Source organism: Streptosporangium sp. NPDC049046, from assembly GCF_040649155.1.
Lineage (GTDB): Bacteria > Actinomycetota > Actinomycetes > Streptosporangiales > Streptosporangiaceae > Streptosporangium.
This window is the reverse complement of sequence record NZ_JBEZEZ010000030.1, coordinates 40,948-61,523: the sequence shown is the minus strand read 5'-3', so window position 1 is coordinate 61,523 and position 20,576 is coordinate 40,948. Positions and strand designations below refer to the sequence as shown.

The following is a 20,576-nucleotide window of genomic DNA, read 5'->3' as shown; positions in this document are numbered from 1 at the left end:
GATCGGCTACGGCGCGGAAATCCGCTGTCCGAGCCAGAGCATCGGCTCCATCACATTGATGGGACGCACCTCACCGCGTATCCGAATCTCGGTGTTGTATCGGGTCTCGGAGGCCGACTCACCGTCCACCGGCCGGGAAATCGTCGGAACAAGATTCTGATAGTCGTCCATGTCGAAGAGCTTGTTCTTCGGACCGACATAGAAACCAATCGATGACGTGACAAAGTACCTAATTCGGTCTTCACGGAAAAATCGCCCAATAGCATTCAGCACCATATCCGCGTTTCCGCTCGCCGACACCCTGCACAGCTGCTGGAACAGCTCTTTCGCGTCGTCGTTCGCCACCCGGGGAAACCCGAAGGGATCCTCGGGGTCGGTCGTGAGCAGCCTCAGCCGCTTCGCCGTCTCCAGCACCTTGAAGTCGTCGAACTTGGTGATGCAGACCGCGAGATGGTGCGGCAGCTTGCCGTCCGTCACCGCGGATCCGGCGATCACCTGCTCGGCGAGCTGGGCCAGGGCCCCGTAGAAGTATTCGAACGCGTCACCGTCCTCGTTCTCCCTGATGGGATCGAAGAGGAAGACGATGCCCCTGCTGTGCACCAGGTTGCGGAGCAGGTCCTGCTGGGAGGCGCCGCCTCCTCGCTGGTTGCCGAACGCCCCGCCGGGCGGGTCGAGGAGATTGATGCCGATCTTGAGGGCACGGGGCGTTCTCGACCTGCGGAACCAACGTGTACGCCGCTTGTGCTGCCCCACCAGGAACCAGTTGTAGTTGTCCAGCCCCTGCGTCGCCGGAGGGAACACCTTGTCCCGCGACAGCGCGGTGGTCTTCTCCGTCAGAAAGCTGGTGGACTGGGCGTCCGCGCCCACGACGCTCCAGTCGCCCTCCTGGCGGAGCAGGGCGATGTTGAGCGCGGCGAGAAGCGTGGTCTTCCCACTGCCCGGAGCGCCCCACATCGCGATGTTGGGCAGCGAACGCTCGGATCCGAGGTCGGGAGCCACGCGCTGCCCGCTCCACATGTTCGTCATGGCACCTCAATCAGGGGGAAGGGGATCGGTTGGTCCTGAGGCGCCGTCAGACCGAGCTCGGCACCGAACTCTCGGATGTCCAGAGCGTCCAGCCAGGTCAGCGCGGTGGCACCCAGGCGGGACCAGACGGGGTCGGCCTCTCCGACGTCTCGGTCGCAGATCGCTCCGAACGCGATGCCGGGGTGCTGTCCGAGCCGGCGCAGCAGCGCGCGCCAGTCGTGGCGATACGGGCAGGGCAGGATCGTCCCGTTCACCCTGGCCGGATGCGGCGGCCGGTCGCCGACCGTGAGGAGCACCGTCCGCTGGGCCTCTCCCTCACCGATCCGGCCGGCCACCACGGCGAGCATGTCCTCCAGCTGCGCACCGTGCGGGTGGCCTTCCGGCGCCGGGTCGCGCTCCTCCAGGCGGGACAGCGAGGCGAGGGCCTGCCCGGGAGGAGCCAGCCAGTCCGCGACCTCGACCTTCACCTCGGGGACCCTCCGGTCGTAGGAGTGCGCACCGTAGGCGACCAGTGAGACCCGGAGGAAACCCGAGGGGTCCGCGGACATCCTCGTGATCATCTGACGGATGCGGTCGAGCCGCGTCGTGACGTCACCCGGAGCACCGCTGATCTCCACCGCGCAGATCAGGTGCCGCGAGCCGTCCCGGGGGTCGAGCCGGCGCGGGACCGCCTCGACCAGGTCGGCCCAGCTGCGGTCGTCGTCCACCAGCCCCGGCAGACCGAGGAAACGGACCCGGCCGGGTCTCTCCAGCTCGACCGTGAAATCGTGAAGGCCGGGAACGAGTCTCGCCGACTGCACCGACAGCAGCAGCGGCCTCCGCCCCCAGGCCACCACGGCGAACGCGGTGCCCCTCTCGTCACCCGCCTCGCAGCGAGCACTGACCTCGGCGACCGCGCCGGGCCTCGCCCCGATGCCGAACAGCTGGTGAGCGGCGAGTTCGAGCCCACCCGTCACCGCGCTCCGCCTCAGCACGACCAGCTCGTACGGGCGGTCCAGCGGGTCGTTCCCGACGACCTCGCGCAGCAGCGCGTCGACCCGCACGTCCGCCTGGACGAAGGCCATCGCCTCCGGACACGCCGCGTGCAGCCAGGTCATCGCCTGCCCGGCCAGAGGACTGTCGGGGAAGGAGCAGACAAGGATCAGCACGTCATGGGAGTGGACGCCCGCGGCGCGGAGGACGGCTTCCTCCGTGGGGTCCTGCCTCGCGGCATCACGCCGCGCGGGGTCCTGCCACGTGAGGTCGCCCCGCGCGAAATCGCGCCCGTGCTCCCCCGACAGAGAGGTCCACGGGATCACCGGGGTGAACCGGCAGCGCGGCCTGCCCAGGTCGTCGCGGCGCAGGTGGAACGTGGTGATGCCGTCGGCGGCCACCTCCACCACGGTCAGCCCCCCGGACTCGTCGAGTCCCGCGACCGCCCCGGCGAGAGCCTTGCGGAGCGGAACCTCACCCGGCTCGGTCACCTGATGGCCTCCGTAACGCGTCTGAAGAAAGGCACGGAGCACCGTCGGCGCGACGACTCCGCCCGCCTCCCGAAGCCCCCGGCGAATTCCCGAACATCTGCGGCGTAATTCCCTTTCCGCCTTTTGTCAAGGTCGCGACGGCCTCACAATGATCATCTCCGGGACGCTCCCCGGGCTTGATTTCCCTGCGGTATAAGGAATCACACCTTACGGAATTATAATAGTGTCCATGTCATGGCGACGCCCCGCGCTCGTGACCTAAAGTTCATAGCCGCCGGTTCGAGCGCCATTCGGAAGGGGAATAGATGAGGACACTCCTGATTGCCCTGTCCGGCGCACGCCCAGAAATCCTGAAGCTCTGCCCGACCGAGCAGGGCAAGTTCGAGGGCATCGGCGGGGCGGTGCTCACCACCAGCGTGCTGGCGGTCGTGTCGATGACGTTCGCCCTCAACTCCGCGCTCGGCGTCTCCCTCCTCATCGCCATCCCCGCCAGCCTCGTCTGGGGCCTCGCCATCATGAGCCTCGACCGCTGGCTGGTCAGCACCATGCACGCCGACGGGTCGCGCCGCTGGCGGGTGGCCCTGCCGCGGATCCTCATGGCCGTGCTGCTCGGCATCGTCATCTCCACCCCGCTGGTGCTGCAGATCTTCAAATCCGAGATCGACGCGCAGATCGTTCAGATCAAACAGCAGCGCGCCAACGAATTCGCCACGCGGCAGAGCGCGGGCAGCGTCGGGCGTGAAGTCGACGACCTCCGCAAGGAGGTGACCGCTCTCCAGAACGTGATCACTTCGGAGGGCGACGTCCCGCTGGATCCCGCCAAGGACCCGAAGGTCAAGTCACTGACGGCCGAGCGCGACGCCCAGCAGAAGCAGACCGAGAAGCTCTACGACGAGTGGCAGTGCCAGCTCTACGGCGGCAAGACGTGCCCGCGCAAGGGCAACGGCCCCCTCGCTCAGGCCAGTGAGAGAACGTACGAGAAGGCCAAGAGCCGGGTCGACCTGCTCAACCGGCAGATCGAGGAGCGCAAGGCGGAGCTCACCGCCACGGACGAGAACAGCAGGTCAGAGCGCCTCGCCCAGGCGAGGCAGGCACTGCCCAAGACCCAGGAGTCGCTCGACGCCGCCGTGCGGCGCCAGAGCGACCTGCAGAACGCGTTCGACGCGGAGAACCGCGCCACCGGCGGGCTGCTGATCCGGCTGCAGGCGCTCAACGAGGTGTCCGGCGAGGACATCACCCTCAGGTTGACCCACCTCCTGCTGATCCTGTTGTTCCTGCTGATCGAGTGCCTGCCGGTCGCGGTCAAGCTGATGCAGAAGCCGGGCAACTACGAGAAGATCCTCAACCTCGCGGCGAAGCAGGAGTTCCGCGACGCGCGAGACAGTTACAGCTCCCAGTTCGGTTCCGCCATCCCCTCACCGGGTTCCGCGACGCGGCAGGACCCCGACGACGACCCCGCATCGATATGGGATATCTGGGAGGAGCCAGACCCGTTACGCGCCGCCCACAGGGTGCAGACTCCGGCCGGGCCGTCGAACACCGCGCGGATGACCGACCCTCGCACCCCGGACGGCGACCTCTACTCCGCCGAGGACGACATGCTGCGCGCGATGCCGAACACCCGGGTGTTCCGCAGATCCGACTCCGGCGGCGGCCCCGCGGGCGAGCGGCCCGGCAGGATCGAGCTGTTCCCCGATGACGACGACTGATCCTGCGTGACCCCCGAGACGAACGGCCGCGTGGTCAACGGCCGCTACCGGCTCCTGTCCGTGATCGGCAGCGGCGGGATGGGCAACGTGTGGCTCGCCGAGGACGAGATGCTCGGCCGCCGCGTCGCGCTCAAGGAGCTCGTCCTGTCACCGAACGGAGAGTCCCTGTCCGTGCGCCGCCGGCGCGTGCTGCGCGAGGCGCGGGCCGCGGCGCGGATCAGGCACCCCGGCATCGTCGAGGTCTACGACGTGGTCGTGCAGGACGACCTCTCCTGGATCGTGATGGCCTACGTCAAGGGCCACTCGCTCCAGGACCTGATCGAGCGCGGCCCCCTCGACGAGCGCCGGACCGCCGAGATCGGCGGGCGGGTGCTGGCCGCGTTGACCGCCGCGCACCGGGCCGACGTGCTTCACCGTGACGTGAAGCCCGCCAACATCCTCCTCGGCGAGGAGGGCGAGGTGTTCCTCGTCGACTTCGGCATCGCCCACATCGTCGGTGAGGGCCGCCTCACCTCGCAGAACACCTTCGCGGGCACCCTGGAGTACATGGCGCCCGAACGGATCAACGACCTCCCTTCGGGACCGCCCGCCGACCTGTGGTCCCTGGGCGTCACCCTCTTCCACGCCCTGGAGGGCCACTCCCCGTTCCTCCGCGGCAGCGTGCCGGCCACCATGAAGGCCATCGCCTTCGACGCCCCTCCCCCCCTCACCCTTACGGGGGCACTGTCCGACGCGGTCGTCAGGCTGCTGCGTAAGGCACCCGAGCGGCGGATGGACGCCCGGGAGCTCAGGGAGGTTCTGAGGTCGATCGTCGACGCCCCTCGGGGTCACCCCGCGCAGCACCGATCCCGGTCCGCTCCCGCATCCCCTTCTCCCGGCTTCACGCCCTCGCCTCCACCGCCTCGCCGCGAGGCGCCCCCCGCCTCTCCCCCACCTCCACCGCACCGTCACCAGGCGCCCCCCGCGTCTCCCCCACCCGACCTCACCCCCTCGCCTCCGCCGCACCGTCGCGAAGCGATCCCCTCACCTCCCTCCCCCCACCTCGCCCACTCCCCCTCGCGCCGCCCCGTGCCCGCGGTCGCGGATCGCACGCCGGAGAGGTCCGTGGACCTCGGAGGGCTGGATCCGGCGGAAACCGCACGGGTTCTCGGCGCCATGGCGACCTCATCCGCGGCACGGCTGCTCGCCCGCCTTCCCACGGAGGCCGTCCAGCGGGTGCTGATCCGGATGGAACCGGGCGTCGCGGCGGCGATCCTGCTGGAACTGTCCGCGGCGAGGGCCGCCTCGATCCTCGGCGCGGCTCCGGCGAGGACCGGCGGCGCCGTGCTGAACGTGATGGCGGCCAAGCCTCAGGAGGCCGCCGCGATACTGCGAGCGATGGGAACGGCCCGCGCCGGCCAGGCACTGAGCCACGTCGACCCCGGGCGGGGCGGCGCCCTGCTGGGCGCCGTTCCTCCCGGTGAGGCCGCGAAGATCCTCGCGCGTACGGACACGCGGACCACGGCCGGAATCGTCCGAGCCCTCTCGGCGGGCCCGCTCGCCATCCGCCTGATCGAGACGATGCCGGCGAAAAGGGCGTGCGACGTGCTCGGCTACCTGCCCCCGGCCATCATCGCCGGACTACTCAGATCCTCCTCCGACGGCCGTGCCGACCGCCTGCTCAACGGGCTCGACGACGCCGTACGCGCTCAGGTCCTGCGCCACCTGCGTCCGCCGAGGGAGCAACGGCCGCGCGGGGGAGGGGCACCTCCGGAAAACCCGGGTGGTGGCCGGAGGTGACCGCCGGACGACGGCCGGGTGAGGACCGGGTGAAGGTCTGGTGGAAGCCGGATAAGCACCGGACGACGGCCGGATGAAGGCCCGGTGGCGCCAGGCGAGGCCGGAAATGACTGAGGGCACCTCCGCGATGCGGAAGGTGCCCAGGTCATCGGCTTGAGCCGGTGGTGCGCCGCCAGGGACTCGAACCCCGGACCCGCTGATTAAGAGTCAGCTGCTCTAACCAACTGAGCTAGCGGCGCTTGCGACGGAGGTAACTCTAGCAGCAGCCTCAGCGCGCTCGCACCCCGGTTGATCCCGGTCGGACCCTGTGCGGATCCGCCCGTGAGTCGCCCGGGATCCGGACCCGCCGCTGAACAGACGCGGGGCCGGACAGTCCCCCAACTGTCCGGCCCCGGCCTCTTCGCGGGCTTTGCCGTTGTCTCCCCCAAGACTCGGGCGGCTCCGCTCAGGAACGCGATCCCCCTCGCGTTCTTATCCGGTGAAAAGTCTCTGCAACGCTCCCCCCGGGCTTCGCAGACCCCTCGACCTGCAACAACACTACCTAGTCAAATGCAACGGGCGCGTCATCCAAAGGTTGATTTTGCGCCTACACCCAACCTTGACCCGGTATCACCGAAGCGCCGTCAGCCCTGCGGGCACGGGGAAACGTGCCATCGAGGGAGGCGATCGCATTGGTTCGGGGTCGGTGGCGCATCGGTTGGGGCACCCGGCGGGGGTCGTCAGGGGAGTTCGAGGTTGATCTCGGTATTGTCCTTCAGAGCGCGGCTCACCGTGCAGTACTTCTCCTCGACGCGGTGGGCCACGGCGCGGAGGACCTCGGCGGCCTTCTCGTCGCCCTCGGGCAGTTCCACGTCGTAGGTGATGGTGATCGGCCCCAGCCTGGACGTCTCGATCTTCTCGGCCTGGACGGTCATGGCGAGGCGGACCAGGCGATGGCCGCGCTGGGCAGTGAGCGGCTCCACGGTGACGATGTTGCAGCCGCCGAGCGCGGCGAGCAGCAGCTCGACAGGGGTGAACACCCCCTGCTCGTCACCGCCGCCCATCGCGACCTCGGCTCCGCGGTCGTTGCGCGCCACGAACCCGTCCTCGGTCCGCTCCACTCTCACCTGTGCCATGGCGTCCCTCCCCTGAGAACCTGCCGATCACCCTACAGAGGCTCGCAGGCGGAGGAACGTCCGGGTTGAGGCGGGAACGGGACTCGCCTCAGGCTTCGGGATGTTTGGAGAGGTATTCGATGTAGAACGGCCGCAACGCCTCTCCCAGCTCTCCGTGGCCCGAGGCCATCGCGTCGCTGAGCAGGGCCGAGACCTTGCTGAGGTCGTTGGTCGTCTCAGTCTCGCTGCCCGTGGACGCGTTCGCCGCGGGGATCAACGTGAGCAACTCCCACAGAAAGCCGAGATCTCCGTGGTGCACGGCGTAGTGCACCGCGCGATCATGCAGTTCCTGGGCCGACAGCGTCTCAAGCTCGTCCGTTTCCAACAGACCCACCCCCTCACGCCCCTTCTGCCCCGAGAATATGACCATCATGCGCAATTGACGGTATGCACCGTCAGCGCGTCGGCCGGGGCGGCGTTTTTCCCGTGGTGGCGCCGCGAAAGCATGTCGATGAACGTCCGAAGGGCGTTCTCCGCCCGTCGACCACGGCCCCAGCTAAGATGATCTTGGTCTCGCAGAGTCATGGGGCCACTTCGTCGATCATGTCCGCCGACCTGGCTTCCGTCCCCGGCCCGGCTTCCGTCCCCGCGCCGGTCCCGGGACCGGACTTGGGTGGAGGGCCCGGCTTCGGCGGAGGCCCCGGCTTGGGAACCGGCCCCGGCCTGGGCGGAGGTCCCGGCTTGGGGACAGGACGTGATTCGGTCCCGGGTTCCGCACCGGGTTTCGTTCCGGCTCCCTCCTCGGGACTCCTCCCGGCCCCCGTCCCGAGCCCCCTCCCGGGTTCCACCCCGGGGCTCCTCCCGGCTCGCGCGGACGGCTCCCCCTGTCGGTCGGCGGACGATCGGTTATCGGACATGATGCGGCCCTCCTCGGCGATTCGTGCTCCTCACCTGGGACTCTCCCATCCGGCGGAGGCCCTTCCCGCCGAGGAACGGCACGCCTGACAGGATCTCGCCACTTTCATGACCGCATACGGTCACGGATGCGAAACTCTCCACGGGAGCCGGGGGCGGCTCGCCGTCCCGCCGATCGGGGCGACCGGTGCCTCCGTGTCACCCGGTGACGATCGGAGCCGCAGATGCCGGGGCGATACAGCAGACTCCCTGTTATACGCATATATCCACTCTCAAGATGTGGACCTATCGCCCGTCCAACCATCCATGCGAGGATGCCGAAACGTGAAAATACTCATCAAAATAGTGGTCGTAGCAGCCGCTCTATGGGCGGCGACCCAACTCGTGAGCGGTATCGCCGTGTCCGCGGCGAGCCCGGCCAAGGAGATCGGCACGCTCGTCGTCGTCGCCCTCATCTTCGGGGTCGTCAACGCGGTCCTGAAGCCGATCATCGCGACGCTCGGCTGCGCCTTCTACATCCTCACACTCGGCCTGTTCGCCCTGGTGGTCAACGCCGGTCTGCTGCTGCTGACCAGTTGGATCGCCGAACAGCTCCGGGTACCCTTCCACGTCGACGGCTTCTGGGCCGCGTTCTGGGGAGCGATCGTCATCGCCCTGGTCAGCTGGCTGCTCGACCTGATCTTCGACGCGATCGTCGGCGACTGAGCGGATGACCTTCGTCCTTGACGGCGCCCACCTGACCTGCGAGCAGGTCGACCGGGCGGCCCACGGCTCCGGGATCGCGCTGGGCTCCACCGCCCGCGCGCAGGCGGCGTGGCGGATGGCCGGCCTGCTCAACGGGCCCGTGTACGGCCGGACCACCGGGGTGGGCGCCAACAAGGACGTGGAGACCGAGGACACCGGCCTGGACCTGCTCCGCAGCCACGCGGGCGGCGCCGGGCCCACGATCGAGGCGTTCCGCGCCCGCGCCACCCTCGTCGTCCGTCTCAACCAGTTGCTGGCCGGCGGCTCGGGGGTCGACCCGGCCCTCCTTCCCGTTCTCACCGCCGCCGTCAACCTGGGCCTCACCCCGCCGATCCGCACCTACGGCGCCATCGGCACCGGCGACCTCACCGCCCTCGCCACCACCGCGCTCTGTCTCCTCGGCGAGCTTCCCTGGACCCGGCCCTCGGACACCGTACGGATCGAGGCACCAGCCGGGGACACCCGGAATCCCCCGACCGAGGCCGAAACCAGAACCGGGACCGGAACCGAAGCCGGGACCGGGGACACCCGGTCCTGGGAGCGAGCCGAAGGCGGCCCTCCGGGGACGCGGCCGGGGGATCCCGTACCCCGGTTCGCGCTCGCCTCCGTCGACGCGCTGCCGTTCATCAGCTCGGGCGCGGCGACCCTGGCGGACGCGGCGCTGGCCTGTCACCGTCTGGGGGTCCTCCTGTCCGCCGCCACGGCGGTCGCGGCCCGTTCCTTCCGGGCGATCGATGCCTCGCTCGAACCGCTCTCCCCCGTCGTGCAACGCGGCGCCGAGCAGACCGAGGTGGCGGCCGGGCTGCGCGCCCTGGTCGGCTCCACCAGCCCGCGCCGCGTCCAGGACCCGTACGGCTACCGGGCCTTTCCACAGGTCCACGGAGCCGTGCTCGACGCCCTCGGACGAGCGGAACGAACGATCACCGAGGAGATGAACGCGGCTCCCGAGAACCCGCTGATCGCCGGTGGCCGGGCCTGGCACAACGGCAACTTCCACTCCGCGCGGGTCGCGCTCGCCCTCGACGCCCTGCGGGCCGCGCTCGTGCAGACCGCGACGCTGAGCGCGGCCAGGCTCGCCACCCTGAACGATCCGGCCCACACGGGACTGCTCCCCTTCCTCGCCGAACGTCCCGGACTGTCCGGGGTGATGATCCTCGAATACGTCGCGCACTCCGCCCTGGCCGAGCTGCGCCACCTGGCCGCCCCGGTCACCCTGGGCGGCGCCGTGCTCTCCCTCGGCACCGAGGACCACGCGAGCTTCACCCCGCAGGCGGCCCGCTCCGCGCTCGCCGCCGCCGAACCGCTGGAGATCGTCCTGGCGTGCGAGCTGGTGGCCTCCGTACGAGCCCTGCGGCAGCGCGGCCTGCCCTGCGACCTGCCGCTCGATCCGGCGATGCGCGACCGCCCGCTGGACGCCGACCTCGACGCGGCGCGCGGGCTCCTGCCCGGTCTCGCCCCCTGAGACCTCCGAGTTCTTCACGACCCGTGAGGTTCACGTGGCCGGGTCAGCTCACCGAGCCGCGTTCGCGGAGCTGGGGGGCCTGGACGATACGGCGGCGGCGCGCGGCGGTGCCGTCGGCGGCGGCCACGACGATACGGACGGCGGCGCGGACGATGCCGTCGATGTCCCAGTCGACCGTGGTCAGGCCGGGGGTGAGCAGGCCCGACATGGGGTGGTCGTCGTAGCCCATCACGGACACCTCGAACGGTATGGCGAGCTTCCGCTCGGCCGAGGCCGCGTAGACGCCGTAGGCGATCGAGTCGGCGAAGCAGAAGAACGCCCGGTGTCCGGCGTCGAGCATCTCGCCCGCGACCCGGGTGGCCGGTCCCAGCGACTGCGAGGCGGTGACCATCTCGATGTCGAGTCCCAGCCTCCCGGCCTCGGCCATGACGTGCACGTCCGCGGGCCGGTCGGGAGTGCTGGCCCGGGTCGAGGTGAGGACGGCCAGGCGCCGGTGCCCCCGCTTGCGCAGGTGCTCCAGGGCGAGGGTCACCCCGGCCCGGTTGTCGAAGACGACCTCGCCCGCGGCGCGTGCCCCGGCCAGGGCGTCACCGATCGACACCACCGGCAGCCCCTCGCACAGCTCGGCCCAGAGCGGCGCCGCGGGATCGACCGGCTGCACGATCAGCGCGTCCACCCGCTGGTCGCGGAGTTGTCTGGCGAGCGTCTTCTCCCTGGCGGGGTCTCCGGCGGCGTCCAGGATGAGGGCGTACCGGTCGTTGTCCTTGAGCGCGCGGCCGATGCCCACGGCGAGCGCCTGCTGCCAGAGATCCTCCAGGGAGCCGCAGAGCAGTCCGATCATGCCGGTCCTGCCGCTGGCCAGAGCCCGGGCGATCGGGTCGGCCTCGTAGCCGAGCTCGGCCGCGGCCCGGCGCACCCGCTCGATGGTCTCCTCCGACACCTGCATGCCACGCAGGGCGTAGGAGACAGAGGCCGGTGACAGACCGGTGGCCTTCGCCACCTCACGGATGGTCGCTCGTTTCCGGGGCTGGGGCATCGGTCCAGCCTATTCCCCGGGACCTTCGAGGGCGCGTTCCCCGCGCGATCAGAGGCGCCGAAGGAAGTCGGGAGGTGTCGGGAGGTATTGACACGATGCAGGGTGAAGCGGTTCACTGAAACGGTTCACTGAACCGTGTCACTGTTGGATGTGGCAAGGTGAGAGCGTTTACCCCTATTCTAGGTAGGGAATGCCGCGAAGCGTGGAAGGAGGAGATCCGTCGTGACCGTCGACGTTCACCAGCATCTGTGGACGCCCGCGTTCGTGGACGCGCTCAGACGGCGTACGGCCGCGCCCCGGCTCGACGGCTGGACCCTCCACCTGGACGGCGAGCCCACCTACGAGGTCGACCCCGCCGATCATGACCTCGCCGGACGCCTCGCGCTGAACACGGATCTCGACCTCGCCCTCGTGTCGCTGTCCAGCCCGCTCGGCATCGAGTCCCTGCCCCCCGAGGACGCCTGGCCGATCATCGACGCCTACCACGAGGACGCCCTCGCCCTGCCCGCGCCCTTCGGCGCCTGGGCGGCGACCTGCCTCAGCGAGATCGACCCCGCCAGGCTCGCCAAGACCCTCGACACACGAGGCGACGCCCGGCACGGTGTACGGAACGCGACGGGAGACGACATCCGCAACGGCGTACGAGACGACGCGAAGGACCGCGACACGGCGGGCGGCACGGAGAGTGCCGCGAAGAGCGGCACGGAGAGTGGCGTCGAGAACGGCAGGACGGACGCGCGACCCGGACTCGTCGGGCTCCAACTGCCCGCGACCGCGGTGCGCGACGCCGCGGGTCTGGCGAGGGTCGCCCCGCTGCTGGACGTCCTCACCGAGCGCGACCTGCCGCTCTTCGTGCACCCGGGACCCGCCACCGAGCCGGAGGGGCCCGGCTGGTGGCCCGCCGTCGTGCCGTACGTGCAGCAGATGCACGCCGCGTGGTACGCCTTCACCGCCTTCGGACGGTCCCGCCACCCCCGCCTGCGGGTCTGCTTCTCGCTGCTCGCCGGGCTGGCACCGCTCCACTCCGAGCGCCTGGCCAACCGGGGCGGCGAGGGCCGGGGACAGGTCGATCCCGACCTGTTCCTGGAGACCTCCTCCTACGGCCCGCGCGCCATCGACGCGATCGTCCGCGAACTCGGCGTCGACGTCGTGGTGAGCGGCTCCGACCAGCCCTACGCCATCGCACCCGACCCCGCGCTCGGCGACGCCGCCTGGCACGCCATCGCGGTCACCAACCCGAACCGCCTGCTGAACGGAAAGGAGTCGCGCAAGTGAACCAGTACCAGGGCCGCGAGAGCTGTGCGCTCCCGGCGACCGGAGCCGCGAGCCCGCCGCGCGCACGAGCCGCCCGGCCCGCCGACCGCGCCGGTCACGCCATTCACACCGGACGAGTGGACATCGCGGTCTCCGGACCGGTCGGCGGTGAGACCCCATGAACTACGAGGCCCTGCCCGCTCGCGCCCTCGACCGGCGCGAACTCCTCGACCTGGTCAACGAGCTGGCCGCCGACCCGTCCCGGTGGGAGGAGCAGGTGGAGTTCCCCGAGGAGGGCGGACGCCACTTCGCCTCCCTCTACCGCGACTCCCACGTGGACGTCTGGCTGCTGTGCTGGCGGCCCGAGGACGACACCGGCTGGCACGACCACGACACCTCCTCGGGGGCGGTCCGCGTGGTGGCCGGAACGCTTCTGGAGTGCAACCCCCGCATCGGCGGCGAGCACCTGGAGACCGTGATCTCGGAGGGCGAGTCCTTCTCCTTCGGTCCCGACCACATCCACCGGCTGACCGGCGCGGTTCACGGCAGCGTCTCGATCCACGCGTACTCGCCGCCGCTGTGGCGCCTGGGCCAGTACTCCATCAGCGACAGCGGCGTGATGCGCCGCGTCTCGGTCAGCTACGCCGACGAGCTGCGTCCCATGGACGACGCCGAGCAGATGGCCGGCGTCGCCTGACAGGAGCCACCGGGGCTGCCCTCGCCGCCCGACTCGGTGCCGAGTGCCCCCGTCCTCGCCGCCGCACCCGTCGTTCACGGGTGCGGCGGCCGGACACCTCATCACGGGCTCATACGTTCGTCACGGCGGCTTGACGCTCTAGAAGACGCGCGCCCTGACGGCGTTGGCCATGCCCGGGTCGTCGGCGAAGACACCGTCGACGCCGAGGGAGTAGAGCCTCTCCAGCCAGCCCATCACGTTGCCGGTGGCGCGCGGGTAGGCCGGGCTCGCCGGGTCACCGAGCCGGAAGTCCACCGGGAGCTGCGTGTTCTCGTTCCGCACGGTCCAGGTGTGGACCTTCAGACCGGCGCGGTGGGCGTCGCGGACGAGCGTGGTGGGCGGCAGGAGGCGGCCGTCGGGACCGGCGGGCACGATCCGCCTGGTGTCGACGCCGATACCGTCCGCGTAGCCCGCCACGTCACGGAGCCCCTCGAGGGTGACCATCGTGTCGTAGGTGCGCGGGTCTCCGGCGGCGACCCAGTCGTACGGGGCGCCGGTGGCGGTGATGAGCTGGATCAGCGGCAACCTGGTCTTCTTCCTCAGCTCGCGCAGGTTGGCGGTCTCGAAGGACTGGATGAAGACCGGGTCGCGGCTCCCGCGCCAGCCGTGGCGGCCGAGCACCTCGAGCAGCGGCTCCTCCAGGGAGAGCCCGATGGAGTCGAAGTAGCTCGGGTGCTTGGTCTCGGGGTAGACGCCGACCCCGCTCCGCTTGGCGAGCGCGACGACCTCGTCGAAGGTCGGGATCTCCGCGAGTCCGTTGAAGGCGGTGTTGTTCGGACGCAGGTCGGGGATGCGCTCCTCGGCCCTGAGCGTCTTCAACTCGGCGAGCGTGAAGTCCTCGGTGAACCAGCCGGTGATCGAGACCCCGTCGATCGTCTTGGTCGTCCGGCGCCCCGCGAACTCGGGGTGGCTCTCGACGTCCGTGGTGCCGCCGATCTCGTTCTCGTGCCTGGCCACCAGCACGTGGTCCTTCGTCGAGACAAGGTCGGGCTCGATGTAGTCGGCACCCAGCGCGATCGCGGTCTCGTACGAGAGCAGGGTGTGCTCGGGCCGGTACGCGCTGGCGCCCCGGTGGCCGATGACGACGGGTTCGCGGCCACGGGGCTCGGCGGTGGCGGGTTCGGGTTGCTGCAGCACAACGGCGACGGTACCGGTCGCGAGGACCGCCAGCGCCGCGGACAGAAGCCTACGGATCATGTTCAGGACGCTAGAAGGCCCAGATGGCCGGTGGGACAACGACTCGCAAAGGAAACGGGTCGTGGGGACAGCGACTCGTAAAGGTACGGTTTCTGAGCCGGAGAGAAGCCGGAGCGGGTGTCGGGCCGGGACGAACGAGTCCCCGGCGGGGCGTGAGCCGTCCCGGGGAGGACGGGTCTTCGGCCCGGCGGGGGCGTGCGTTCCGGGAGGGCGAGTCCTCGGCCGGGCGTGAGCCGTCCGCTCAGGCCGAGGAGGGTGAGCCCTCTGCCGGGTGTGAGCCGTCCGTGCCGACCACCGTGACCGGACGGCCCGCCAGGAATCCGGCTCCCAGTTGCAGGGCGCACGCGCCGAGCCCCGCCAGCAGCGGCAGTGTCCAGCCGCCCGAGAGCTGGTGGAGAGCTCCGATCAGGAGCGGTCCGAGCGCGGCCAGCGTGTAGCCGACGGACTGGGCGACGGCCGACAGCGCGGTCACCGAGACCGGGTCGGGCGCGCGGAGCGTGATGATGAGCAGGGCGAGCGCGATCGAGGCGCCCTGCCCCACCCCAAGGACGATCATCCACAGCCACGGCAGAGCGGCCGGCGCGAACAGCACCCCGAGGTATCCGGCGATCGTGAGAACGGTCGCGGCGGTGACGTACGGCACCTGTGACCGGGCGCGTCCCGCGAGCACCGGGACGGTCAGCGTGGCCGCGACCTGGGCCAGGTTGGTGAGGCTGAGCATGTATCCGGCCTGGTCGGCGGGGAGTCCCGCGTCCTTGAAGATCGTCGGTATCCAGGCCAGCATGATGTAGAAGGTGAGCGACTGTATGCCCATGTAGGCGGTGACGTACCAGGTCACCCGGCTGCGGAGCAGCAGGGCGAACGGCCTGGGCGCGGCCTCCTGGCGAGCGGGGCGGCGCAGCGCCTGTGGCAGCCAGAGCACCGCCGCGGCCAGTGCGGGGATCGCGGTCATCGCGGTCACCTCGCGCCAGCCGAGCCCGGTGGCCCGCTCGATCGGCACCACGGAACCCGACGCCAGGGCGGCGCCCAGCACCAGGCCGGAGACGTAGATCGCGGTGAACGGCCCGACCCGCGAGGGGAAGTGCTGCTTGACCACGCCGGGCATCGCGACGTTCATCACCGCGATGGCCGTACCGGCGACGGCGGCGCCCGCGTAGAGGGCCGGGACGCTTCCCGCGGCGCGCAGTGTCACCCCGGCCGCCAGGATCAGCAGCCCGGCCAGAAGTGTGCGGTCCAGGCCGAAGCGGCGGGCGAGCAGGGGGGCGAGCGGGCCGAGGACGCCCAGGCAGACCACCATGACCGTGGTGATCGCCCCTCCCCCGGCGGCGTTCAGCCCGAGATCGTTCATGATCTCGTCCAGCACCGGTGAGAAGCCCGCGAGCGCGGGCCGCAGGTTGAGCGACGCGAGCACGAAACCCGCGATGAGCAGAACCCGCGACGCAGACGACACCGGCGGCATCAACGGCGTCCCCGACGCCCGCGACACACTGACTCCCCGTTCGGACATTGCCCAACTCTCCCATAAGCCTCACGGCGCACCGTCAGGGGCAGTTGGGTCATCACAAATGGGTGTCAGGACCCGGCCTGCCGCCGTCACGGCGCACCGTCGGGGGAAGTCGGGTCAGGCGATCAGAAGGGGTAGGTCGCGATATTTCCTTGCATCGTCACCCAGCGGGTCTCGGTGAAAGCCTCGATGTTGGCCCGTCCCCCGCCGAAACGCGAGCCGGTGCCCGAGGCCCCGACCCCGCCGAACGGGGCCACCGGCTCGTCGTCCACCGTCTGGTCGTTGACGTGCACGATCCCGGTGGGAACGAGGTCGGCCAGCGCGAGGCCCCGCATCGCGTCGCGGGTGAGGATGCCCAGCGACAGGCCGTACTCGCTGTCGGACGCCAGCGCGGCGGCCTCCTCGATCGTGGAGAACGGCACGACGGGCGCCACCGGGCCGAACACCTCCTGGACGTAGGCGGGAGCGCGCTCGGGCAGGTCCGCCAGGACCGTGGGCCGGTAGAAGAGCCCTTCGTAGGTGCCGCCCGCCGCCAGCCGCGCCCCGGCGTCGACGCTCGCGGTGACCAGGTTGTGAACCTTGTCCCGCTGGCCCGAGTCGATGAGCGGGCCGAGCGCGACCTGCCCGCTCGCGGGATCGCCGACCGGCAGGTGGTCGGCCTTCTCCGCGAGCCGGGCCACATACTCCTCCGCGATCGAGGAGTGCACCAGGTGGCGTCCGGTGGTCATGCAGATCTGTCCCTGGTGCAGGAAGGAGCCCCACGCGCCCGCGGAGACCGCGAGGTCCAGGTCCGCGTCGTCCAGGACGATGAGCGCGCTGTTCCCGCCGAGTTCCAGATGCACCCGCTTGAGCAGCCGCCCGCACGCCTCGCCGACCGCGCGTCCCGCCGAGGTCGAGCCGGTGAAGGAGATCACCCGTACCAGCGGATCGCCGACGAGCGCCTGCCCCGCCTCCACCCCTCCCGGCAGCACCTGAAGCAGGCCGGACGGCAGCCCCGCCTCCTCGAAGACGCGGGCGATGGCGACACCCCCGGAGACGGCGGTGCGCGGGTCGGGCTTGAGGATCACCGCGTTGCCCAGGGCGAGCGCAGGGGCGACCGAACGGATGGCGAGGATGAGCGGGAAGTTGAACGGCGCGATCACGCCGACCACCCCCACCGGTACGCGCCTGGCCAGGCTGAGCCGCTGCTTGACGGTCGGCAGGATCTCTCCCGGCGGCTGGGACGCCAGCGCGGCGGCCTCGTAGCACTCCTGGGCGGCGACGTGTGTCTCCACACCCGCCTTGGGGCGGATCGACCCGGCCTCGCGAACGATCCAGTCCTGGATCTCCTCCGCGTGATCCTCGAACAGCCTCCCGGCCCGTCGCAGCACGGCCGCCCGCTCCTCGAAGGAGGCCGCCGCCCACTCCCGCTGCGCCCGTACGGCGAGCACGGCCGCCGCCGCCACGTCCTCGGCCCCCGCCACGCCGACCCTGCCGAGTTCGGCTCCGGTGGCGGGCTCGACCACGGCCGCGTCTCCCGCGTGCGAGGTGACCCAGCCGTTCCCGAAGACCTGCCCGGCCCACGTCTTCGCATCCATGAGGGTCGTACGGGGCACGGGACCTCCCGAGGGAAAGGACTAAGGGGTAATGTTCGTTATGCGAACAATGATTCCCTGAACGAACGAGACGTATCGCGGAAGCTACGCCGCTTATGTCGGATATGTCAAGGAACGATCATCGAGGGATCGACCCCGCGGACAGCGGCGGCGAGGTCCGCCGCGACCACGACCTTCGCGCACCCTCAGACCGGCGGCCGCGACCTCCGAGCACTCCCAGACAGGAGCCCTCCACCGTGAACGACGTCTACATCCTCGACGCGGTCCGCACGCCCATCGGCCGGTACGGCGGGGCCCTGTCGGGCGTCCGCCCCGACGACCTCGCCGCCCACGTCGTCCGCGCGCTGGCCGACCGCGCCCCCGCCCTCGACCCGGCCGCGATCGAGGATGTGTTCTTCGGCGCGGCCAACGGCGCGGGCGAGGACAACCGGGACGTCGCACGGATGGCCGTGCTCCTCGCCGGGCTGCCGGTGACGGTGCCCGGCACGACCCTCAACCGGCTGTGCGGCTCCGGCCTGGAGGCGGCGATCGCCGCCTCCCGCGCGGTGGCCGTGGGCGACGCGTCCCTGGTGGTCGCCGGAGGCTCCGAGTCGATGAGCCGGGCGCCGTGGGTGATGCCCAAGCCCGCGAGGGGCTTCGAGCGGGGAGAGCGGTCCCTGCACGACACGGCCCTCGGCTGGCGCATGGTCAACCCCCGGATGCCCGCCGAGTGGACGGTCGCCCTGGGCGAGGGCGCCGAGATCCTCGCCAACCGCTACGCCATCGGCCGCGAGGCCCAGGACCGGTTCGCGCTGCGCAGCCACCGGCTCGCGGCGGCGGCCTGGGAGCGCGGCGTCTTCCAGCGCGAGGTGGTCCCGCTCGACGCCCTCGACCACGACGAGTCCGTCAGGGCCGACTCGACCCAGGAGTCCCTGTCCGGCCTGAAGCCGGTCTTCCGCCCCGACGGCACCGTCACCGCGGGCAACGCCTCCCCCCTCAACGACGGCGCCGCCGCGCTGCTCATCGGCGACGAGGCGGGTGCCGCCCGATCCGGGCGGGACCCGCTGGCCAGGATCGTCTCCCGCGCGGTGATCGGCGTCGAGCCGCACCTGTTCGGCATCGGACCCGTCGACGCGGCCCGTACGGCACTCAAGCGGGCGGGCATCGGCTGGTCCGACCTGAGTGTGGTCGAGCTCAACGAGGCGTTCGCCGCCCAGTCGCTGGCCTGCCTCGCCGAGTGGCCCGACCTCGACCCCGAGATCGTGAACGTCAACGGCGGCGCCATCGCCCTCGGTCACCCCCTCGGCTCCTCGGGGGCGCGCATCCTCGGCGCCCTCGCCCACGAACTGCACCGCAGGGGCGGCGGGTACGGTCTGGCCGCGATCTGCATCGGCGTGGGCCAGGGCCTCGCCGTCGTCCTTGAGGGAACGGGCTCCTGAGCGGCGTCCGAACCACCCGGAGGTGGACATGATCTCTCCCGCGACCGGCGGCCCGTCCTCCGGCCCCTCTCCCGACGACCTTTCTCCCGGCCTGTTCTCCGATCCGCATCCCGGCCCGCCCAACCCGCCCAACCCGTCCGGCGCGTCCGGCGCGTCTTCAGGCCCCTCCACCGGTCTGTTCTCAGGGATGTTCGCCAGGGGCGAGGCGTCGGCGCGGGTGTCGGACGTCGCCTGGCTCGCCGCCATGCTGGACGTCGAGGCCGCGCTCGCCGGCGCGCAGGCCGGGGTCGGCCTCGTCCCCGCCGAGGTGCCCGCCGCGCTGGCCGCGGCCTGCCGTCCCGAGCTGTACGACGTCGCCGAACTGGGCCGCGAGGCCGCACGGACCGGCAACCCCGTCATCCCCCTGGTCGCCGCCCTGCGAGAACGGATCGAGCCGGAGCTGCGGCGGTTTGTCCACTACGGCGCCACCAGCCAGGACGTCAACGACACCGCGGCCATGCTGATCGCCCGTCGCGCCCTCGCACCGGTCCTCACCGACCTGTCGGCCTGCGCGGACGCCTGCGCGCGACTGGCGTCCGAACACCGCGACACCGTCATGGCCGGACGTACCGTGCTGCAGCACGCCGTACCCATCACGTTCGGGCTGAAGGCGGCGGGCTGGCTGAGCGCGCTGGACCACGCCAGGACCGGCCTCGCGCGGGTGCCGCTGCCGGTCCAGTACGGAGGGGCGGCGGGCACCCTCTCGGTCCTCGGCGCGCGGGGCCATGAGGTGCCGCCACTCCTCGCGGCCGAGCTGGGACTCGCCGAGCCGGTCGTCCCCTGGCACACCGACCGGACCCCGGTGGCCCGGCTCGCCTGCGCACTCGGCACCGCCGCCGGGACACTCGGCAAGACCGCGAACGACGTGAAGCTGCTCGCCCAGACCGAGGTGGCGGAGGTCGCCGAGCCGACGGGGCCCGGCCGGGGCACCTCCAGCGCGATGCCGCACAAGCGCAACCCGGTGGGTTCGATGTCCGTACTCGCCTGCGTCCAGCGCGTCCCCGGGCTGGTCGCCTCGATCCTCGACGGCATGGTCCAGGAGCACGAGTGCGCGGCCGGCCCCTGGCAGGCCGAGTGGGAGACGCTGGGCGAACTGTTCAGGCTCGTCGGCAGCGCCGCCTCCTGGCTCCGTGAGGTGCTGGAGGGCCTCACCGTGGACGTCGCGAGGATGCGCGCCAACCTCGGCGCGACCCGCGGGCTGCTCATGGCCGAGCAGGTCGTCGTACGCCTCGGAGGCACCCCCGAGGCCCGGCGACTGGTGGACGCCGCCTGCGCCCGCGCCACCGGAGAGGGCTCGCAGCTGCGGGAGGTCCTGCTCGCCGATCCCGGTGTCCGTCTGAGCGCCGAGGAGATCGACGCGGCCCTCGATCCGGCGGGCGCCCTCGGCTCCGCCGCCGTCTTCGTCGACCGGGCGCTCGCCGCCCACGAGAACATCACATGAGCCCGTACCTGAGCGGACCGACTGCGGACGAGTGGCATGGACGGACGGGAGACCGGAAAATGAGCGGCACGGGCGGGCGGGAAGCCGGGGCACGGGCGGGGCGGCCGGACGAATGAGCGGCTTGGACGGACAGAAGCGCGGGAGGCCCGAAGAATGAGCGACGT

General features: G+C 71.0%; 16 protein-coding genes and 1 tRNA gene. 8 read left to right on the top strand and 9 right to left on the bottom strand.

Features of this window, described 5'->3' with window-relative positions; all coding sequences use genetic code 11:
- Positions 1-6 precede the first annotated feature (6 nt).
- A complete protein-coding gene (locus tag AB0B96_RS32800) occupies positions 7-1,026 on the bottom strand; it encodes a hypothetical protein (RefSeq protein ID WP_362905021.1) in 1,020 nt (339 codons plus the stop codon).
- Positions 1,023-2,489, bottom strand: coding sequence for a hypothetical protein (locus AB0B96_RS32795; protein WP_362905019.1), 1,467 nt, complete (start codon positions 2,487-2,489; stop codon positions 1,023-1,025). The genes AB0B96_RS32800 and AB0B96_RS32795 overlap by 4 nt, the downstream gene beginning before the upstream one ends.
- A 305-nt stretch (positions 2,490-2,794) precedes the next feature.
- Here AB0B96_RS32795 and AB0B96_RS32790 point away from each other — a divergent pair, with 305 nt between their 5' ends.
- A complete protein-coding gene (locus AB0B96_RS32790) occupies positions 2,795-4,198 on the top strand; it encodes a DUF4407 domain-containing protein (protein WP_362905017.1) in 1,404 nt (467 codons plus the stop codon).
- Positions 4,199-4,204: 6 nt separating this feature from the next.
- Entirely contained in the window at positions 4,205-5,977 is a 1,773-nt protein-coding gene (locus tag AB0B96_RS32785) for a protein kinase (RefSeq protein WP_362905015.1), read from the top strand.
- 162 nt (positions 5,978-6,139) lie between these two features.
- Here the strand turns inward: AB0B96_RS32785 and AB0B96_RS32780 are convergent.
- The 3 genes from AB0B96_RS32780 to AB0B96_RS32770 form a co-directional block, all read right to left on the bottom strand.
- Positions 6,140-6,216: transfer RNA gene (locus AB0B96_RS32780), tRNA-Lys, on the bottom strand.
- Between the two features lie 480 nt (positions 6,217-6,696).
- Complete coding sequence (locus AB0B96_RS32775; protein ID WP_362905013.1) at positions 6,697-7,092, bottom strand: OsmC family protein; 396 nt, start codon at positions 7,090-7,092, stop codon at positions 6,697-6,699.
- A gap of 88 nt (positions 7,093-7,180) precedes the next feature.
- Entirely contained in the window at positions 7,181-7,504 is a 324-nt protein-coding gene (locus tag AB0B96_RS32770) for a hypothetical protein (protein ID WP_362508139.1), read from the bottom strand.
- Positions 7,505-8,310: 806 nt separating this feature from the next.
- Between AB0B96_RS32770 and AB0B96_RS32765 the strand changes: the two genes are divergently transcribed.
- Together AB0B96_RS32765 and AB0B96_RS32760 are read left to right on the top strand one after the other, a co-directional pair.
- Positions 8,311-8,691: a phage holin family protein gene (locus AB0B96_RS32765; protein WP_350944882.1), complete on the top strand. Its 381-nt coding sequence runs from the start codon at positions 8,311-8,313 to the stop codon at positions 8,689-8,691.
- A 4-nt stretch (positions 8,692-8,695) separates the two neighbouring features.
- A complete protein-coding gene (locus tag AB0B96_RS32760; RefSeq protein WP_362905010.1) occupies positions 8,696-10,192 on the top strand; it encodes an aromatic amino acid lyase in 1,497 nt (498 codons plus the stop codon).
- 43 nt (positions 10,193-10,235) lie between these two features.
- Here AB0B96_RS32760 and AB0B96_RS32755 read toward each other — a convergent pair whose 3' ends face one another.
- Positions 10,236-11,228 carry a LacI family DNA-binding transcriptional regulator gene (locus AB0B96_RS32755; RefSeq protein ID WP_362905008.1) on the bottom strand — a complete coding sequence of 331 codons (993 nt, stop codon included), beginning with the start codon at positions 11,226-11,228 and terminating at the stop codon, positions 10,236-10,238.
- 222 nt (positions 11,229-11,450) lie between these two features.
- Here AB0B96_RS32755 and AB0B96_RS32750 point away from each other — a divergent pair, with 222 nt between their 5' ends.
- Together AB0B96_RS32750 and AB0B96_RS32745 are read left to right on the top strand one after the other, a co-directional pair.
- Positions 11,451-12,503: an amidohydrolase gene (locus AB0B96_RS32750; protein WP_362905006.1), complete on the top strand. Its 1,053-nt coding sequence runs from the start codon at positions 11,451-11,453 to the stop codon at positions 12,501-12,503.
- A 157-nt stretch (positions 12,504-12,660) separates the two neighbouring features.
- Positions 12,661-13,179, top strand: coding sequence for a cysteine dioxygenase family protein (locus AB0B96_RS32745; RefSeq protein WP_362905004.1), 519 nt, complete (start codon positions 12,661-12,663; stop codon positions 13,177-13,179).
- 138 nt (positions 13,180-13,317) lie between these two features.
- On the opposite strand, the gene AB0B96_RS32740 is transcribed toward AB0B96_RS32745, so the two are convergent.
- The 3 genes from AB0B96_RS32740 to AB0B96_RS32730 all read right to left on the bottom strand — a co-directional run bounded on the left by AB0B96_RS32740 (position 13,318) and on the right by AB0B96_RS32730 (position 17,496).
- On the bottom strand, positions 13,318-14,415 hold the full coding sequence (locus AB0B96_RS32740; protein ID WP_362905002.1) for a glycerophosphodiester phosphodiesterase: 1,098 nt from the start codon (positions 14,413-14,415) through the stop codon (positions 13,318-13,320).
- 241 nt (positions 14,416-14,656) lie between these two features.
- Complete coding sequence (locus AB0B96_RS32735) at positions 14,657-15,865, bottom strand: MFS transporter (protein WP_362905000.1); 1,209 nt, start codon at positions 15,863-15,865, stop codon at positions 14,657-14,659.
- A 179-nt stretch (positions 15,866-16,044) separates the two neighbouring features.
- The gene (locus AB0B96_RS32730; RefSeq protein ID WP_362905080.1) at positions 16,045-17,496 is read right to left on the bottom strand and encodes a benzaldehyde dehydrogenase; all 1,452 of its coding nucleotides are present in this window, start codon (positions 17,494-17,496) and stop codon (positions 16,045-16,047) included.
- Positions 17,497-17,750: 254 nt separating this feature from the next.
- Between AB0B96_RS32730 and AB0B96_RS32725 the strand changes: the two genes are divergently transcribed.
- Both AB0B96_RS32725 and pcaB read left to right on the top strand, forming a co-directional pair.
- Positions 17,751-18,932: a thiolase family protein gene (locus AB0B96_RS32725; RefSeq protein WP_362904998.1), complete on the top strand. Its 1,182-nt coding sequence runs from the start codon at positions 17,751-17,753 to the stop codon at positions 18,930-18,932.
- 28 nt (positions 18,933-18,960) lie between these two features.
- Positions 18,961-20,412 carry a 3-carboxy-cis,cis-muconate cycloisomerase gene (pcaB, locus tag AB0B96_RS32720; RefSeq protein ID WP_362904996.1) on the top strand — a complete coding sequence of 484 codons (1,452 nt, stop codon included), beginning with the start codon at positions 18,961-18,963 and terminating at the stop codon, positions 20,410-20,412.
- Positions 20,413-20,576 lie beyond the last annotated feature (164 nt).

What these genes read in the sequence shown, in the direction of transcription:
- AB0B96_RS32755 (WP_362905008.1), bottom strand. Translation starts at nt 11,228, where the DNA reads ATGCCCCAGCCCCGGAAACGAGCGACCATCCGTGAGGTGGCGAAGGCC.
- AB0B96_RS32775 (WP_362905013.1), bottom strand. Translation starts at nt 7,092, where the DNA reads ATGGCACAGGTGAGAGTGGAGCGGACCGAGGACGGGTTCGTGGCGCGC.
- AB0B96_RS32800 (WP_362905021.1), bottom strand. Translation starts at nt 1,026, where the DNA reads ATGACGAACATGTGGAGCGGGCAGCGCGTGGCTCCCGACCTCGGATCC.
- AB0B96_RS32790 (WP_362905017.1), top strand. Translation starts at nt 2,795, where the DNA reads ATGAGGACACTCCTGATTGCCCTGTCCGGCGCACGCCCAGAAATCCTG.
- AB0B96_RS32740 (WP_362905002.1), bottom strand. Translation starts at nt 14,415, where the DNA reads ATGATCCGTAGGCTTCTGTCCGCGGCGCTGGCGGTCCTCGCGACCGGT.
- AB0B96_RS32730 (WP_362905080.1), bottom strand. Translation starts at nt 17,496, where the DNA reads ATGGATGCGAAGACGTGGGCCGGGCAGGTCTTCGGGAACGGCTGGGTC.
- AB0B96_RS32760 (WP_362905010.1), top strand. Translation starts at nt 8,696, where the DNA reads ATGACCTTCGTCCTTGACGGCGCCCACCTGACCTGCGAGCAGGTCGAC.
- pcaB (WP_362904996.1), top strand. Translation starts at nt 18,961, where the DNA reads ATGATCTCTCCCGCGACCGGCGGCCCGTCCTCCGGCCCCTCTCCCGAC.
- AB0B96_RS32770 (WP_362508139.1), bottom strand. Translation starts at nt 7,504, where the DNA reads ATGATGGTCATATTCTCGGGGCAGAAGGGGCGTGAGGGGGTGGGTCTG.
- AB0B96_RS32745 (WP_362905004.1), top strand. Translation starts at nt 12,661, where the DNA reads ATGAACTACGAGGCCCTGCCCGCTCGCGCCCTCGACCGGCGCGAACTC.